15 protein-coding genes are annotated in these 15469 nt (G+C 70.5%); 7 read left to right on the top strand and 8 right to left on the bottom strand.

All coding sequences use genetic code 11. From position 1 onward, the window contains the following. Nucleotides 1-137: 137 nt before the first annotated feature. The 4 genes from RIB45_RS08680 (at nt 138) to RIB45_RS08665 (ending at nt 6167) form a co-directional block, all read left to right on the top strand. Entirely contained in the window at nt 138-1232 is a 1095-nt protein-coding gene (locus RIB45_RS08680; protein WP_350049851.1) for an ABC transporter substrate-binding protein, read from the top strand. A gap of 6 nt (nt 1233-1238) precedes the next feature. Continuing rightward, nucleotides 1239-1970, top strand: a complete 732-nt coding sequence (locus RIB45_RS08675; protein WP_350049850.1) for a hypothetical protein — start codon at nt 1239-1241, stop codon at nt 1968-1970. Nucleotides 1971-1975: 5 nt separating this feature from the next. Further along, nucleotides 1976-4024, top strand: coding sequence for an MFS transporter (locus tag RIB45_RS08670; protein ID WP_350049849.1), 2049 nt, complete (start codon nt 1976-1978; stop codon nt 4022-4024). A 106-nt stretch (nt 4025-4130) separates the two neighbouring features. Beyond that, nucleotides 4131-6167: a hydantoinase/oxoprolinase N-terminal domain-containing protein gene (locus RIB45_RS08665; protein ID WP_350049848.1), complete on the top strand. Its 2037-nt coding sequence runs from the start codon at nt 4131-4133 to the stop codon at nt 6165-6167. On the opposite strand, the gene RIB45_RS08660 is transcribed toward RIB45_RS08665, so the two are convergent. From RIB45_RS08660 to RIB45_RS08640, 5 genes are read right to left on the bottom strand one after another with little or no spacing between them, the layout of a single operon-like run. Then, nucleotides 6164-7264, bottom strand: coding sequence for a phosphotransferase (locus RIB45_RS08660; protein ID WP_350049847.1), 1101 nt, complete (start codon nt 7262-7264; stop codon nt 6164-6166). The two genes, RIB45_RS08665 and RIB45_RS08660, sit on opposite strands and share 4 nt — an antisense overlap. Continuing rightward, nucleotides 7261-7887 carry a TIGR04282 family arsenosugar biosynthesis glycosyltransferase gene (locus RIB45_RS08655; protein WP_350049846.1) on the bottom strand — a complete coding sequence of 209 codons (627 nt, stop codon included), beginning with the start codon at nt 7885-7887 and terminating at the stop codon, nt 7261-7263. Before RIB45_RS08655 ends, RIB45_RS08660 begins: the two co-directional genes overlap by 4 nt. 25 nt (nt 7888-7912) lie before the next feature. Then, entirely contained in the window at nt 7913-8656 is a 744-nt protein-coding gene (locus tag RIB45_RS08650; RefSeq protein WP_350049845.1) for a TIGR04283 family arsenosugar biosynthesis glycosyltransferase, read from the bottom strand. A 25-nt stretch (nt 8657-8681) separates the two neighbouring features. Further along, the gene (locus RIB45_RS08645; RefSeq protein ID WP_350049844.1) at nt 8682-9194 is read right to left on the bottom strand and encodes an Lrp/AsnC family transcriptional regulator; all 513 of its coding nucleotides are present in this window, start codon (nt 9192-9194) and stop codon (nt 8682-8684) included. A gap of 10 nt (nt 9195-9204) precedes the next feature. Further along, nucleotides 9205-10134, bottom strand: a complete 930-nt coding sequence (locus tag RIB45_RS08640; RefSeq protein WP_350049843.1) for a DMT family transporter — start codon at nt 10132-10134, stop codon at nt 9205-9207. Nucleotides 10135-10269: 135 nt separating this feature from the next. Between RIB45_RS08640 and RIB45_RS08635 the strand changes: the two genes are divergently transcribed. After that, on the top strand, nt 10270-11304 hold the full coding sequence (locus tag RIB45_RS08635) for a peptidoglycan-binding domain-containing protein (protein ID WP_350049842.1): 1035 nt from the start codon (nt 10270-10272) through the stop codon (nt 11302-11304). Here the strand turns inward: RIB45_RS08635 and RIB45_RS08630 are convergent. From RIB45_RS08630 to RIB45_RS08620, 3 genes are all read right to left on the bottom strand, one after another. After that, nucleotides 11281-12108 carry a hypothetical protein gene (locus RIB45_RS08630; RefSeq protein WP_350049841.1) on the bottom strand — a complete coding sequence of 276 codons (828 nt, stop codon included), beginning with the start codon at nt 12106-12108 and terminating at the stop codon, nt 11281-11283. The genes RIB45_RS08635 and RIB45_RS08630 overlap by 24 nt on opposite strands. Nucleotides 12109-12382: 274 nt before the next feature. Next, nucleotides 12383-12637: a membrane protein insertion efficiency factor YidD gene (yidD, locus tag RIB45_RS08625; protein WP_502882563.1), complete on the bottom strand. Its 255-nt coding sequence runs from the start codon at nt 12635-12637 to the stop codon at nt 12383-12385. 9 nt (nt 12638-12646) lie between these two features. Further along, the gene (locus tag RIB45_RS08620; protein ID WP_350049840.1) at nt 12647-13090 is read right to left on the bottom strand and encodes an iron-sulfur cluster assembly scaffold protein; all 444 of its coding nucleotides are present in this window, start codon (nt 13088-13090) and stop codon (nt 12647-12649) included. Between the two features lie 222 nt (nt 13091-13312). Here RIB45_RS08620 and folE point away from each other — a divergent pair, with 222 nt between their 5' ends. Together folE and RIB45_RS08610 are read left to right on the top strand one after the other, a co-directional pair. Then, complete coding sequence (gene folE / locus RIB45_RS08615) at nt 13313-13915, top strand: GTP cyclohydrolase I FolE (protein ID WP_350049839.1); 603 nt, start codon at nt 13313-13315, stop codon at nt 13913-13915. A 250-nt stretch (nt 13916-14165) separates the two neighbouring features. Next, nucleotides 14166-15458: an O-acetylhomoserine aminocarboxypropyltransferase/cysteine synthase family protein gene (locus RIB45_RS08610; protein ID WP_350049838.1), complete on the top strand. Its 1293-nt coding sequence runs from the start codon at nt 14166-14168 to the stop codon at nt 15456-15458. The last annotated feature ends 11 nt before the right edge of the window (nt 15459-15469 follow it).

Below are 15469 nucleotides of genomic sequence, written 5' to 3'. Positions count from 1 at the left end.
TTAGCCCCGACCTCGCCTCGGAACCAAGCGGAACCAAGCGCCGCAATTGCCGGGCGTCGAGCCCTGTGCTTTGCTGGGCGCCGGATCGGCGGGCCGCAGCGCCCGGCGGTCAGGCCGCAGAGGGGGACATCGGCGCCGTGGGATGGGCTTCGCGCATTCGTCAGGCCGCAGGCGCGCCTCGGCTCGCATTCGCGCTCGTCGCGACCGCCGTCATCGGCGCGTCCGCCGTACCGGCCGCGGCCGACGGCGCGCCGGGGCCGACCCCCGCCGCCGACTTCGCGCCCGCGGGGGCCGCCGAAATCCGCATCGCCCTGCCCTTTCCGCCCGGGGTGGAGTACGCCGGCTTTTACCGCGCGCAGGATTTGGGGCTATACGCCGCCGAAGGGCTGCGCGTGCGCCTGCTGCATGAACTGGACGATCCGCTGGCTCGACTGCAGCAAGGAGGGGCCGACGTCGCCGTGGCCTGGACGGCCGATCACCTGACCGCCCGCGCCGCCGGCGCCCAGACGGTGGAAATCGCGCGTCTGATCGCCGGCGCCAGCCTGACGCTGGTCTGCCGCGACGCGGACGCCTTGGCCGACGCGGGGCCTAGGGGGCTCGCCGGGTTACGCCTCGGCCGGCCGGACGGACCGACGGGGCGCGGCCTCGACCTTTGGCTGGCGACCATGGGGCTGGACGCCGCGTCCGGCGGAGGCGCCGCACGGACGACGGCGCAACCGACGAGGGTGAGCGCCGCGGACCCCGCGCTTTTCGACTGTTTGACGGTGCGCCGACATGTCGATCTGGCGGACGCGCCGGCGGGCTTCGCGCCCACGTTCGCACTCGGCAGGCTCGGCGCGCCCTTGGCTGAAGACGCGCTCTACGCCTCGCGACACGCCGTCGCCGACCCGCAGCGTCGCGACCATCTGGCGCGCCTCCTGCGCGCGTTGTCGGCCGGCTGGGCGGACGCCTTTGCGGATCCTGCGGCGGCAGCCGCGGCGGTGGGCGCGCGAACCGGGACGGCGCCGTCCCCCGCCGCGGTCGCGGAGCGACTGGCGGAGCGCCGGACTCTCGCGCCCTCTGCCGGGCCGGTGGGCGCGCCGGATCCGGCGCTGATCCAAGCGGCGGCGGTCTGGCTGCTCAACGCCGGCGCCCGCCCGCCCCTCACGCGGTTTCCGCAGGGCGGTTGGACGCATGGCGTGGCGGACGCCGTCGCGGGACCGCCCGAGACGCCACCGTCGGACGAAAGGTAGCGAGGCATGCGGCTCAGCCTCAAGATCGCGGCCGTCCTCGGGTTGGCGCTCGCCTTCGGCGTCGGCCTCACCGTCTTTCTCAGCCTGGCCAAGGTGGAGCGGACCTTGGAGGAGCTGGTCGCCTCGCGCCTCGCCGTCGCGGCCCAGGATCTCGCCCACACGGTCAACGGCGCCTTGGCGCTCGGCCTGTCGGTCGAGGAGGCGCGCAACCTGCCGGAGGCCTTGGCGGCGGCGCTGGCCGCCGACGATCAAATCTTGGCGATCCGGATCGAGAACGCCGCCGGCGACGCCGTCCTGCAGGCCGGCGCGTCGGCGCCGCCGAACGACGCGCTGGTCGCCGAGGCGCCGTTGACCACCGCCTTCGGCGCGCCGGCGGGACGGGTCGCGCTGTTCGGCGCACGCGCGGCGGTCGACCGGACGGTGGCGGATCTGACCCGACGCATGGCCGCGCTCGCCCTCGCCGCGGTGGTCGCGGCCGCCTTGATCGGCGCCGTCGCCGCCTTCGGGCTGCTGCGCGGGCCGATCAGGCTGTTCGCCGAAGCCGAAGGCGCGCTGCGCGCCATGCTGGCCGGTCGAACGCCCCCGGTCGAACCGGCCTCAGCCGAGGCGCCCGCGATAGAACAGGACTTCACGGCGTTCCGGGCCCAGGCGCGCCAAGCCTTCGTCGACATCTACCAGGCCGAACGCGACGCCGCCCGGACGCCGTCCGCCCGGACGCCGCCCGCACGGAAGGGTTGAGCGCGATGCGAGCCGAGCAAGCCGACCGCTTCGCCCGCGGGATCCATCTGAAGCTTCTCGCGCTCGCCATGGCGCTGCTGGCGGCGACGCTCGGCGGGGTCGGCGCGGCCGCCTTGTGGAGCTACGAGGGCGCGCTGGCGCCGGCGATTGAGGCGAAGGCCGATACGCTGGGTCGAACAAGCGCCCAGGCGGTCGAGCGGGCGCTGGGTCTGGGACTGCCGCTGGAGGAGATGCGCGGAGTCGAAGAATTTCTCGCGGAGCAGCGCGAGGGTCATCCGGAGGTGGTCTACCTCGCCGTCAGCGACGCGGCCGGCGCCCCGCTTTTCTCGGTCGGCGCCGCGCCGGTCGGTCAGGGCGCAGCCGAGGGGGTGATAGACCACGCCCGGGCGTTGCGCGCGCCCTCGGCGCAGGGTCCGCAAGTGGTCGGGGCCTTGCATGTCGGCGTCGACGCAGACTATGTCCGCACGGCCCTGTCGGACATCCTGTTCGACATCGCCGTGGTGATCTTCGCCGCGTTGCTGATCACCTTCGAACTGCTGCTCTACCTTGTCACCGTCGCGTTGAGCGGACCGGTCCGCCAAGCGAGCCGCGTGATCGCGGGCGTCAGCGACGGCGATCTGACCCTTCGCCCGGCCCGCGGCGGGCGCGACGAAGTGGGCCGGACGCTGGCCCGCCTCGATCAGGTGTTGGAGGCGGTCAACGCGCGCTTCGCGGCCCTGCGCGCCCGGGCGCAGGCCGGCGAGGCGGAGGCCGCCGCCGCCGTCGCGCGGCTGCGCGGGCGCTACCGCTACGCCGCGGATCGGCGCGACGGGGCCGAGCGGGTGGAGACGGATCCGATCGCCTCGATCCGCACGCCGTTGTTTCTTTTCATCTTCGCGGAATCGCTGTCGATCAGCTTCCTGCCGATATTCGTTGACAGCCTGTATCAGCCCGACGGGCCGCTGGGCGCGATCGGACGGGAGGCCGCGATCGGCCTTCCGATCGCGCTGTTCATGTTGATCTGGGCCGTCAGCCAACCCCTGGCCGGGTTCTATTCCGAAGGCGCAGGCCGCGCGCGCACGTTCGTCCTGGGCGCGACGCTGGCCGCGGGCGGACTTGCGGCGAGCGCGTTCGCCCCGGATTTGACGACCCTGATCCTGTGCCGTTTGGTCACCGCCTTCGGCTACGGCGCGGCCTATATCGCCGCGCAGGGATACGTCGTCGACAACACGACGGCCGCGAACCGGACCCAGGGTTTCAACGTCTTCGTAGTCGGCTTCTTTTCGGCGACCATCTGCGGTTCGGCCATCGGCGCCATTTTGGCGGATCGGTTGGGCTATCGGCCGACCTTCCTGTTCGCTGCGGTCCTGGCCCTCGCGGCGGTCGTCTTCGTCGCCAAGCTGGTCCGGGACCGTCGCCCCCCGTCCGACCGGCCCCGCACGCGCCTGCGGCTGGCCGACATTCGGGCCGTCTTCGCCAATCCGCGCTTCCTCGCGCTGACGCTGTTCGCGGCGATCCCGGCCAAGTTCGTGCTGGCCGCCTACATCTACTATCTCGCCCCGCTTCACTTGAACGCCCTCGGCGAAAGCCAGTCTGCGATCGGCCGCATCCTGATGCTCTACGCCGTGTTGATGGTCTTCCTGTCGCCTTGGACGGCGAAGCTGTCCGACCGCATCGGGCGGCCGTTGCCGTTCGTTGCGCTCGGCACCGCGCTGTCGGGCGCGGCGCTGCTGATCGCGCTGGGCGTGCAAGGAACGGCCGGCGTCGCGGCCAGCATCCTGGTGCTGGGACTGGGCCATGCGATCTCGGTCTCGACGCTGGCGACCATGGTCCCGTTGGCCGCCGAGGCCGAGTGCGAGCGGCTCGGCCGCGGCGCGGTGATGGGGATTTACCGGCTGGTGGAGCGGTTCGGCAGCGTCGCCGGCCCCTTCGTCGCCGGCGCGCTGCTGGCCGCGGGGGGCTACGACATGAGCGCGGCGGCGATGGGGCTGGGCCTGACGGCCTGCGCGGCGGCGCTCGCGCTCGTGTTTCTCGCGACGCGCGGGCGCGCAGGCGGCGATTCGCGCGCCGCGTGACGCCGCCGTCCCGCTATCGCGCGTGCACGTCGTTTTCTCGATGACGCCGACCCCCGGCTTGGTCTAAACGCGGCGGAGCGTTCCCTCCAAGGCCGGCGCCCTATCCATGACCCTTCTTCTCGGCATCGACACCGGCGGCACCTATACCGATGCGGTCCTCTTCGACGAGGCTGAACGTCGGGTCGTCGCCGCCGCTAAAGCGCTCACCACCAAGCACGATCTGGCGCTGGGCGTCGGCGCGGCGATCGACCGGGCGTTGGCCGAGGGTCCACAAGATGCGGCCGGACGGATCGGCTTGGTCTCGCTGTCCACCACGCTCGCCACCAACGCGATCGTGGAGCGGCACGGCTTTCCCGTGGCGCTGGTCTTGGTGGGGCAGAACCGCGAAGCGCTGGAGCGCGCCGGCCTGGCCCAGGCGCTGGGCGGCGATCCGGCGCTGTTCGTCGACGGCGGCCACAACCCGGACGGAAGCGAGCGCACGCCGCTGGACGAGGCGGCGCTGCGAGCAGCCCTGCCCGAGTTGCGCAAGAAGGCCGCCGCCGTCGCGGTCAGCGGCTATTTCGCCGTACGCAATCCGACGCACGAACAGCGCGTCCGCGACCTGATCCGTCAGGAGACCGGCATGCCCGTCAGTTGCGGGCACGAACTCGCCAACGCGCTGGACGCGCCGCGCCGGGCGCTGACGGCCCTTTTGAATGCGCGGCTCATTCCCCTGCTGCACCAGCTTATCCTAGCGGTGCGCGGCAGACTGGAGGCGCTGAGCGTCGCCGCGCCGCTGATGGTGGTGAAGGGCGACGGCTCGTTGATCGCGGCCGAGACCGCGTTGACGCGCCCGGTGGAAACCATTCTCTCCGGCCCGGCGGCGAGCGTCGTCGGCGCGCAATTCCTGGCGGGCGAAGCGGACTGCGTCGTCTCCGACATCGGGGGCACGACGACCGACATCGCGGTCTTGAAGGGCGGCCGCCCGGTGATGGATCCGGACGGCGCGGCGGTCGGCGGCTACCGCACGATGGTGGAGGCTGTGGCGGTCCGCACCGTCGGTCTTGGCGGCGACAGCGAGATCCGCCTGGACGAGGAGAAGCGCCTGGTCGCCGGACCCCGTCGGGTGCTGCCGCTCAGCCTGCTGGCGCGCGATTGGCCGGAGGCGCTGACGATCCTGCGCGGACAGGCGGCGCGCCCTTGGAACAAAAGCCACGACGGGCGTTTCGCGGTGCGCCTGCGACCGCTCGTCGGCGGCGCCCTGTCACGCAACGAGGCGTTGCTGTGGGAGCGGCTGGAAGCGGGCCCGGTTGCGCTGGAAGCGCTGTTCGCCGGTCGGCCGTCGGAACAGCCTCTGCAGCGCCTGGTCGATCGCGGATTGGTGATTCTGAGCGCCTTCACGCCGTCGGACGCGGCCCACGTTCTAGGCTTGCAGGCCGATTGGGCGGGCGAGGCGGCGGCGTTGGGCGCCGCTTTGTGGGCGCGCAGCGAACGGCGGCCCGGTCTGCCCGTCGCCGACGACGGCGCGGCCTTCGCCCGCACGGTCTACGATCTGGTGGTGCGCCAGTCGGCCGAGGCGATCCTCGAGGCCGCCTTGGCGGAAGAGGATCGGACGGCCGGGGTGCGGGCGTCCGGCCTCGGCCCCTCGGCCGCCGTCCGGCGATTCCTCGACGTGGCGCTGAGCGCGTCCGCGGGCGACGACGCGGACCGCCTCGTGTCCTTCGCGGCGACGCTCGGGCGGCCGCTGATCGGCATCGGCGCCCCGGCGGCGACCTATTATCCAGAGATCGCCCAGCGTCTGCGCACCCGCGCCGTCGCGCCGCCGAACGCGGACGTGTGCAACGCCGTCGGCGCGGTCGCCGGCGGCGTCAGTCAGCGGGAAAGCCTGCTCGTCACCCAACCTGAGGAAGGCCGCTTCCGCCTGCACACCGCGCACGGCGCGGAGGATTTTCGCTCCCTGGAGGACGCCGCCGACCGGGCCGAACGTCTGGCGCGCGAGGGCGCCGAACGCAAGGCGCGCGAGGCCGGGGCCGGCGAGATACGCGTAGAACTCACGCGCGAGGACAAGACCGCCACGGTCGCCGGCGGCTACGAAATCTTCGTCGAAAGCGTAATTTCGGCCGTCGCCTACGGCCGGCCGCGCATCGCCGCGGGCGCGGCCTAGCCGGCCAAGCGTCCCAGCAGATCGCTCAGGGCGTTGCGCTCGCGCCAATCGGCGCGCACGCGCTCGACCGTCTCGGGCGCCAGATAATGCGCGGTGCGGTCGCGCACGTGGTCGACCAGGGCCGCCTCTGAATTTTCGGCCGACCAATCCTCCGCGCTTTCCGCGGCGCGCTTGTCCGCCTTCGCCGGGCGCAGGCTCTCCACCCGCCATTTCGCGCACCAGCTGACCGACCACAGCCACATCAGCCGGCGCAGCGCCATCAGATGGTCCGCCTGCGCCTCGGCCAGGCCGGACGGCAGGGCGTCCAGCCAGGCTTGGTAGAAGCCGGCGATCTCGTCGTGACTGGGCTCCGAATAGGTCCCGACGTCCCAAGTGGTGGAGGTGTAGAGCGTCGCATGCGCGAGGTCGAAGCCGGCCGCGCCGTAGCGCGCCTTCTCCAGATCCACCAGCACGGCGCGGCCCGTATCCTCGCGGATCAGGAAGTTGCCGGGATGCGCGTCGAATGAAATCAGCGTCAGCGGCGCGGGCGCGGCCAGCGCCTCGGCGTGCGCCTCGGCGGCGGCGATCTCCGCTTCGATCGCCTTGCGGGCGGCCGGGTCCAGCGCGGCCGCATCGAAGGCGCGGGCCTGCTCTCGCACCTCCTCCAACGTCGCGGCGTACGGGTCCGCGTGATCGGCGAGCGGCGGGCGCGCCTCTTCGCCCGGCACGGGCAGCGCGTGGATCGCGGCCAGCGCCTGGGCGACCCGCCCCATATCGTCAGGAAAGACGGCGAGGGGTCCGACGATCTCTTCCACGATCAACGCGCCCATCGGCAGCGTCTCGCCAGGGCGCAATTGCCCGAAGTAGCGCGGCGCCGCCCCGCTGTCCCCGGCGCGGGTGAAACAGGCGGCCTGGTAGTCCAAGTTGCTGCGCGCGTCGAGCCGCATCTGGCTTTGCTTAGGCACGCGCAGCAGCCGGCCCGCGCCGCGGATGCGCACATGGTCGTGCGCCAGCCCCGTCGTCGGCAAGGGCTCCAAGTCGGCCGCCGTGATCCCGGCGAAGCTGGGCACCACGCCCAGCGCGCCGGCCAGCGCCGGCAGGGCGTTCTGGATCGTCACGGCGCGGGCTCCTTATCTGTCGGTGAACGAAATAGGCGCTCATAGTCGCCTCCATCGTCGACGTCTTCAAGCGTTACCAGCGTCGCAACTTTGTACGCGCGTGGAAAGGTCGCCCCCGTGTCGGCGTACGCGTACGGACTGGACCAGCGCACGCCTCGGAAAAGGGTGGGCGGCGGCGGCGCGCGGCGGCGCAATCCGATCAGCCAATATCCCCCGTCGCCGGACGGCCCCAAGACCGCGTCCGCCCGGCCCAAGGCGGCGAAGGCCGATGCGATGTGCTCCGAGTCGAGGGCGGGTATGTCGCTGCCCACGATGACCACCGGCCCCGGCGGCAGGGTGCGGAAGACCCGCGCCATCCGAGCGCCCAGGTCGCCGCGCCCTTGGCCGATCAGCCGAGAACCCGGGCGCCGCAGGGCGGGCGCGCAGGCCGCCCGGTCGGGCGTCACCGCGAGCCAGGGCGTCCAGCGCGGATCTCCGAGCGTGCGTCGCATCACCGTGAAAAGCGTTTGGCGATAGAAGGCGAGCGCCCGCTGTCGGCCGACGTCACGGGCCAACCGCCGCTTTACCGCGCCGAGACGCGGTTCACGGGCGAAGAGGACGAGATGGCGGGCGGGCGTCGGCATGCCCCGACTGTGCCCCGTCGCCGGCTCACCCGTAAAGCTTCGCCAGAAGATGGGGCGAGACGCCGAGCGAATGCAGGCCGAGCAGGCTGAGATTCTTGAGCGGCCGGCGCCAGAATCCGTCACGGCGATAGCGCGCCGCGCCGGTCACGGCGACGGCCGGCATCTCCGACAGACGCGCCTTCCCGATGCGCCGAACGAGGCGCACGTCCTCCATCAGCGGAACCGACTCAAAGCCGCCGACCGCCTCGTAAAGCGCGCGCGACAGCAAGAGCCCCTGATCGCCGTAGGGCAGACCCATCCGTCGGCACCGCCAGGCGGTCAATCGCTCGATCCGCCGGGCGGCCGGGCGCGCAGGGTCGGTCGTCGGAACGTCGAGGGCGAGGCGGAAGTAGCCCGCGCGCATGGCGTTCGCCGGCGCGGCGGCGAAGGCCCGAACCACCGCCGGCCACCCCTCGGGCGGGCGCGTATCCGCATGCAGGAACAAAAACCACGCCCCCAACGCGACGCGCGCGCCTTCAGCCAATTGCGGGCCGCGTCCCCCGTCGGCGTGGGCGATCCGCACGCCGCAGCGTTGGGCGACGTCGAGCGTCTCATCCGTCGATCCGCCGTCGACGACGACCACGTCCAGCTCGATCCCCGGCGTCGAAGTCGCCAGCGCGGCCAGCGTCGCCGGCAGCGTTCCGGCGGCGTTCAGCGTGGGGATCACGACAGAGAGCGAGAGCGGCTCGCCTCCGCTCGGCGTCGGGTTCGGCGTCATGGGACGGGTCATGCAAGGGTCGGGCCGGGCGCCGGCGTCAACGCGTCGGATCGCCGCCGTTCATCAGCGCGGCCAGCGGCCAGCCGTCCTGCACCTTGACCGGCTTGGTGACGATGTAGGTGAAATACTTCTCGATCCCCAGATCGGCGCCCAGCAGCTCGTCCACCAGCGCCTGATAGCCGGCGATCGAGGGGACGGCGATCATCAGGATGTAGTCGACCCCCCCGCCGATGGCGTAGCAGCTGAGGATCTGGGGGCGGGCCAGCATCGCGCCCTCGAACCGGTCGAAATCGACCGCGGCGTGGCGGCCCAGCGTCACCTCCGTGAAGACCAGCGAGGTGGCGACCAGCCGGTCGACGTCGATCAGCGCGCGGTAGCCCTTGATGTAGCCGGCGGATTCCAGGCGCTTCACCCGCTCGTGCGCGGGACTCGGGCTCAATCCCACCGCGTCGGCAAGGGCGAGCTTGGTCATCCGGCCGTCGCGCTGCAGCGCGGCCAGGATCTTCAGATCGATCGAATCCAGTTTCGGGGCGCGGGCGTCGCTCGGCATGGTCGACAGTTTATCCGCCTCGCCGGGCCGTGGCGAGAGCGAGGGATCGCTGAAGCCGGCGCTCGCGATAGAAGGTGTAGAGGCCGGTCCCCACCACGATCGCAGCGCCCGTCATCATGTAGACGTCCGGAACCTCCCCGAAGACGAAGAGGCCGAGCAGGATCGCCCAGATCAGATTGGTGTAGCGGAAGGGCGCGACGAAGGCGACCTCCCCCTGGCGCATGGTCATGATCGAGAACAGATAGCCGAAGAAAATGAAGACCGCCGCGCCGGCGAGCGCGGCCAGCGCGTCGACCCGGCCCGCGTCCAGCGCGGCCCACTCGCCCGTAAGCGCCACCCCCAGCCCGCCCACGATCGTGATAACGACCGCCGTCAGGCTAGCCGCCAGCAGCGAGGGCGTCTCGGGCGAAAGCCGCCGGGTCGTCAGGTCGCGCAAGACGACGAAGCCGACGGCGGCGACAGCGAACAGCGCGTAGCTGTTGAACCCCTCCGCCCCCGGCCGGACGATGATCAGCACGCCCGCGAAGCCGACCGCGATCGCGAGATAGCGCCGCCAGCCGACCGCCTCGCCCAAGAACAGCGCGCCGGCCAGCGTGACCGCCAGCGGCAGCGCCTGCAGGATGGCGGTGGCGTTCGCGATCGGCATGTTGAAGAGCGCCGTCAGGAAGCAGAGCGTCGCCCCCACCTCCCCGGCCGAGCGCAGCGCCAGGATCTTCCAATCACGCCGCGGCGGCGCGCGGCGGAAGGCGCCCAGCGCGGCGGCCAGCCCCGCGATCAGCAGGCTGGCCGCGACCCCGCGCAGCAGGATCGCCTGAAAAAGCCCCATCTCCGCGGAGGCGAGCTTGATCAACGCGTCGTTCGCCGCGAAACCGGCCATCGAGCCGATCATCAACAGCGCGCCCTTCACATTGTCGGATAGCGGACCGCGAGCCCCCGTCATCCGCCCTTCATGCCGCAAGCGGAGCGGGGCGTCCAGCGGCGGGACGGCGCGTGCGGCGGAAGACTCGGTTTTAATTGCACAGACGCCTTACGGACCGGCCCGATCGGCCCCGACTACAACAGCGCGCCCGAGGACGTGCGCGGCGCCAAGCGCGCGCTCAACCGCCTTGGGCGCTATCGACCGCCCTTCGGCGAGATCGACGAGATCCCCGATCGCGGTTTGTTCGAAGGCGTGAAGGGCTTTCAGCGCGACCGCGGGCTGAAGGTCGACGGCGTGGTGACGCCCAAGGGCGAAACCGCCCGCGCGCTCGATCGCGCCTTGGCCGGACAGCGCGCCCCGCGCGCGACCGCCGCCGATGCGATCGCCAAGACCATGAAGCCCGCCGAACCCCGGCGCGCCGACGCCCGCGCGGGGGCCAACGCCGCCGCGCGCGACGCGCGCCCTGCGTTCAAGCTGTCCCGACCCGTCGGCGCCGCGCGGGAGAACGACGCGCAGGACGTGGTCAAAGCGAAAAGCGCGCTGGCCTGGACGGGCCATTACCCGCGCGAGCGCGCCCAGCGCCCGGACCCGGGCGCAGACCGGCTCCTCACCGGCGCCCTCGCCGCCTTCCAGCGCGCGCAGGGCCTGAAAGTCGACGGCTGGATGCGCCCGGGCGGGGAGACGGAGCGCGCGTTGTCCGGACTTGTCGAAACCATGATGGGGGCGGCTCAAAACGCCGCGCCGGCGGAGAGAACCGCCGCATTTGAGAGACGCGCGCCGCAGGATGACGAGAAAGACGCCGCCCTCGCTCTAGACACGAAGGATCTGCCCCATGACGGCGAGCGGTGTCGGATTCTGTTAGAGAGAATAGAGCGCTACAGACGAGAACCGGATGAAATCGAAAAAAAATCTGCACGAATTGAAGGACGAGAAGGACCGCTTGACCGAAGAAAGGGACAGGCTGGAAACGGAGATCCGAGAAAGCCTGATGCTGCTGGTCGGCAACGCGGCGCTCGCCTCGATCCTGGCGTTGGTGCGGAGCGGCGACGCTGCGGCGGCAAAGCGTGTGCTGTCGAAGAAGCTGAGGTCCATGGCCGACATTTTGAGTATCTCTGCAAAGATAAAACGCATCTCAAAAATCCTGGAGCGTATCCGCGAAATCGTTCCTCAGATTTCCGAATTGGAAGATAAGCGCGATGACAAAAAAGACCAGCTAGACGCCGCGATCATTGAGGCCGTGAGACCCTCGCCGAGCGCCTGTCGCTGCTGCGGCTCCATAAAGCCCGCCCTCTCGGCCCGCAGCGCCCAGCGATAGACGTCATGTGAGGACCACCACTTATCTTCCTGCTGGTGAAACGCGACGAGTGTCGTAAAGGCTTCACCCACGCAGGCACTTGCAGCGATTCTAAGGGCGAGAAGAACATCCAGCTTTGAGATCGAGGACATATGGGCGAGGCGGCCGTCCAGCACCGCTTTCGCGAAGTCTAACCTCGCTCTCGGATATTCCAGCGCCAACGCCGTCAGCATTTCGCGGCCCAAGGTCTCGGCGCGCGGTATCGGCTTATCGCTCCAATCCACAGCGCTTCCTTCCATCAAGGCGATGGCGAAGGCGCTCAGCCGACCCGGCGGCCCAGTGCGCAACCGCTCCGCCCACCGGACGCCCTCCGCCAGCGGGGGGTGGGCGGGCCTGAAGAGAACGACTTCTTCGGCCCACGCCGGGGTCGGCAGCGAGAAAAACCTCAGGGCGTAGACCAGCCAGTCCCGCGTCCGCTCATAGGATCGCTCTCGATCGCGCGCTACGCCGTGCCCGAACCACTCCTTCCACGCGACCGTCAGGAAGACTATGCGGCCGTCCTCGTCGCGCGCCGCGGCGAATTCCTCATAGGCGCGGTGCGGATCGAACGGCCGGCACAGCCCCGTATCGTACAGCAGCGCGATCAGACCCCGCCGAAACGGACGCTGAAAGTCGGGCGCCGCCGCGTCGACTGCGGGCAATCGCGCGTCAAAGGCGGCGCAATCGCCGGCGCGCGCAAGATCGTAGACGTCCCAATAGGCGTGGGACGGAAAAGACGGCGGCGGATCGATCGGCCCTTCGAACCGCGCGTCGGGCGCAGCCTCACGGAGCCCGCTGACAGGGCCGTCCGGCGCGCAGGCGGACAAGGCAAGCGTCGACAGGCCGAACGCCGCCGCCAATACGGCCGATAGGCGTTTCCTCGTCATGCAATCTATGATTGCGCGCGCCGCACGCGCCGTCAATCGCACACCCGCCTTACCTCTCGCGCGGCGGAACGGGATCGTAGCCGGAGCCGCCCCAGGGGTGGCAGCGGGCGATGCGGCGCAGCGCAAGGCCGGCGCCCTTGGCGGCGCCGTGGCTGCGGATCGCGTCGGCCGCATATTCCGAGCAGGTCGGTAGGAACCGGCACTGCCGGCCCATCACCGCCGACAACGTCACGCGATAGAGGAAGATCAGGCCGAGGGCCAGGCGCTGGGCCCAATTCAGGCGCGTTGCGTCCGGGGCGGCCATCGGCGCCGCTCACCCGCCGCCGGTCTTGGCGGCGGCTTCGTCATAGGCCTTCACCGTCGCCTTGAAGGGCAGCAGGATCGAGGCGTGGCGGGACTTGTGCGCGCGCGCGGGCGTCAGCAGCTCAAGCTCCGCCCACTCGCCCTCAGGCGGGGGCGCGCCCTGCTTCAGCATCGCCTCCATCGCGTCGCGGACCTGAACCAGCTCGTCGCGCGTGCGGCCGACGGCGTGGCGCTTGAAGATGGCGGCCGCGCTTTGCCCCAGCGCGCAGGCGCGCACCTCCTGGCCGTAGGCCTTGACGCGGCCGACCTCGTCCAGCGTCAAGTCGACGCGGATGCGGCTGCCGCAGAGCGGGCTCGTCACCTGGACGCTGGCCTGCGGGTTCGCCAGCCGGTCGTCGGGGACGAGCGCCTTGGCGGCCTCCAGGATCCGATCGTTGTAGAGCTGCTCGCTCATGCCGCCTCTCTCGCCTCCGACCCGTAGCGCGCTTGTCAAATGGCCGTTACCTGCGGGGTGATATTGTTGACTCGTCCGGCTCTTACAACAATATACCCGCCTCATTCGCCGCGGCGAGGCGTCGCCGACAGACCGGCCCCGGTCGTCCGGACGCCCGACCATTCTATATGGACGCAATAGAACAGCCGCATAGTCGCGACACCGCCGACAGGAAACCGTTCGATGCCAGAGACCGCCGCCAAGCCCGCGTTCGTCGCCGACCGCCCGAGCCGCGAAGAGGCCGAAGACGCCGTGCGCACGCTGCTTTCCTTCATCGGCGAGGATGTCGAGCGCGAGGGGCTGCTGGATACGCCCAAGCGGGTGGTGAAATCCTATGAGGAATTCTACGCCGGCTACGCCAGCGACCCCGACGAGGAACTGCGTCGCACCTTCGAGGAGACCGAGGGCTACGACGAGATGGTGATGCTGCGCAACATCACCTTCGAGAGCCATTGCGAGCATCACATGGCCCCGATCATCGGCGTCGCCAACATCGCCTATCTGCCGGACCGCCGCGTCGTCGGCATCTCCAAGCTGGCGCGCGTCCTGGAGATCTACGCCAAGCGCCTGCAGACGCAGGAGACTATGACGGTCCAGATCGCTGAGACGATCGAACGCGTCCTCAAGCCGCGCGGCGTCGCCGTCGTGATCGACGCGGAACATCAGTGCATGACGACCCGCGGCATCCGCAAGCAGGGCGTCACGACGCTGACCAGCCACATGCTGGGCGCCTTCCGCAAGGATCCGGAGACGCGGCGCGAATTTCTGGCGATGATCCGAGACTGAGGCCGTCGGGCTCGCCGGTCGAAAGATCCGTCACCGCCGGTCGCGCCCCTCAGCGCCCTCCTCAGGATGCCGTTTCCGCGCGCTCTCGCGAAAGCGGGGGCCTCAGGCGGCCGGCTCCGGCGGGCGAGCGCGCCGCCGAAAGCTCCCCGCTTTCGCGGGGGCGCCAATAGGCTGAGCGCCGAACAGCCCCTCTCGACCGCACGGCCCCGCTCCGATAAAGATCGGGGACGCATCGAGGAGGAACGGCGCTATGGCGCGGAAGAGCTACGGATTCGAGACGCGGGCGCTGCACGCCGGCGCGACGCCCGACGCGGAGACCGGCGCGCGGGCGACGCCGATCTACCAGAACACCTCCTACGTCTTCGACTCGTCGGAGCATGCGGCCTCGCTGTTCAATCTGCAGGAGCCGGGCTTCATCTATTCGCGCCTGACCAATCCGACCGTCGCGGTGCTGGCGGAGCGGCTGGCCGCGCTGGACGACGGCGTGGGCGCGACCGTGACGGCGAGCGGCCATTCGGCGCAGATCCTGGCGCTGCTGCCCCTCATGGGCCCCGGCGATCATATCGTCGCGGCGAACAAGCTTTATGGCGGCTCCATCAATCAGATGGGCCACACCTTCAAGAAATGGGATTGGAGCGTCGACTTCGTCGAGGCGACGGAGCCGGACGCCTTCGCCCGCGCGATCCGACCCGAGACCAAGGCGCTGTTCGTCGAGTGTCTCGCCAATCCGGGCGGCGTGGTCGTCGATCTGGAGGCGATCGCCAAGATCGCCGCCGAGGCCGAGATCCCGCTGATCGTCGACAACACGATGGCGACGCCCTATTTGTGCCGACCGTTCGAGTGGGGGGCGAGCCTCGCGACCTACTCCACCACCAAGTTCCTGCAGGGCCAGGGCGTGGCGTTGGGCGGCGCGGTGGTCGACAGCGGACGCTTCAACTTCAACCAGCCGGACAAGTTCCCCTCGCTCGCGAAGCCCGCGCCGGAATATCACGACCTGATCTTCTGCGAGACCTTCGGCGACCTGGCCTATACGATCTACGGCCAGGCGGTGGGCCTGCGCGATCTGGGGCCGAGCCAGCAGCCGATGAACGCGTTCCTGACGCTGCTCGGCATAGAGACGCTGCCGCTGCGCATGGAGCGGCACTGCGCCAACGCGCTCGCCGTCGCCGAGTTCCTGGAGGGGCACGACCAGGTCGCGCGGGTGAATTACGCCGGCCTGAAGAGCTCGCCCTACCACGATCTTGCGCGGAAATACCTTCCGAAGGGCGCGGGCTCGGTCTTCACGGTCGAGCTGAAGGGCGGCTTCGAGGCGGCGAAGAAGCTGACCGAGAGCCTGGAGCTCTTCAGCCATCTCGCCAATATCGGCGACGCGAAGAGCCTGGTGCTGCATCCCGCGTCGACCACCCATAATCAATTGAGCCCCGAGCAGCAGACCGCCGCCGGCGCCGGGCCGGAGCTGGTGCGGCTTTCGGTCGGGCTGGAGACGGCGGCCGATCTGATCGAGGATCTGGACCGCGGCCTCGCCAAGGCCGCCAAGCTTTGACCCCTAGTGAG

Origin of the sequence: Marivibrio sp. (genome assembly GCF_040218065.1) — a bacterium.
In the GTDB taxonomy this organism is placed as follows: Bacteria; Pseudomonadota; Alphaproteobacteria; order UBA8366; family Aestuariispiraceae; genus Marivibrio.
The sequence above is the reverse complement of the archived record's forward strand: the minus strand, read 5'-3'. Positions and strand labels throughout refer to the sequence as shown.

Excerpts from the sequence above, each read along its gene's own strand:
- RIB45_RS08670 (WP_350049849.1), top strand. The coding sequence starts at position 1,976 with ATGCGAGCCGAGCAAGCCGACCGCTTCGCCCGCGGGATCCATCTGAAG.
- RIB45_RS08650 (WP_350049845.1), bottom strand. The coding sequence starts at position 8,656 with ATGACCCGTCCCATGACGCCGAACCCGACGCCGAGCGGAGGCGAGCCG.
- RIB45_RS08620 (WP_350049840.1), bottom strand. The coding sequence starts at position 13,090 with ATGAGCGAGCAGCTCTACAACGATCGGATCCTGGAGGCCGCCAAGGCG.
- RIB45_RS08640 (WP_350049843.1), bottom strand. The coding sequence starts at position 10,134 with ATGACGGGGGCTCGCGGTCCGCTATCCGACAATGTGAAGGGCGCGCTG.
- folE (WP_350049839.1), top strand. The coding sequence starts at position 13,313 with ATGCCAGAGACCGCCGCCAAGCCCGCGTTCGTCGCCGACCGCCCGAGC.
- RIB45_RS08665 (WP_350049848.1), top strand. The coding sequence starts at position 4,131 with ATGACCCTTCTTCTCGGCATCGACACCGGCGGCACCTATACCGATGCG.
- RIB45_RS08645 (WP_350049844.1), bottom strand. The coding sequence starts at position 9,194 with ATGCCGAGCGACGCCCGCGCCCCGAAACTGGATTCGATCGATCTGAAG.
- RIB45_RS08675 (WP_350049850.1), top strand. The coding sequence starts at position 1,239 with ATGCGGCTCAGCCTCAAGATCGCGGCCGTCCTCGGGTTGGCGCTCGCC.
- RIB45_RS08610 (WP_350049838.1), top strand. The coding sequence starts at position 14,166 with ATGGCGCGGAAGAGCTACGGATTCGAGACGCGGGCGCTGCACGCCGGC.
- RIB45_RS08655 (WP_350049846.1), bottom strand. The coding sequence starts at position 7,887 with ATGCCGACGCCCGCCCGCCATCTCGTCCTCTTCGCCCGTGAACCGCGT.
- yidD (WP_502882563.1), bottom strand. The coding sequence starts at position 12,637 with ATGGCCGCCCCGGACGCAACGCGCCTGAATTGGGCCCAGCGCCTGGCC.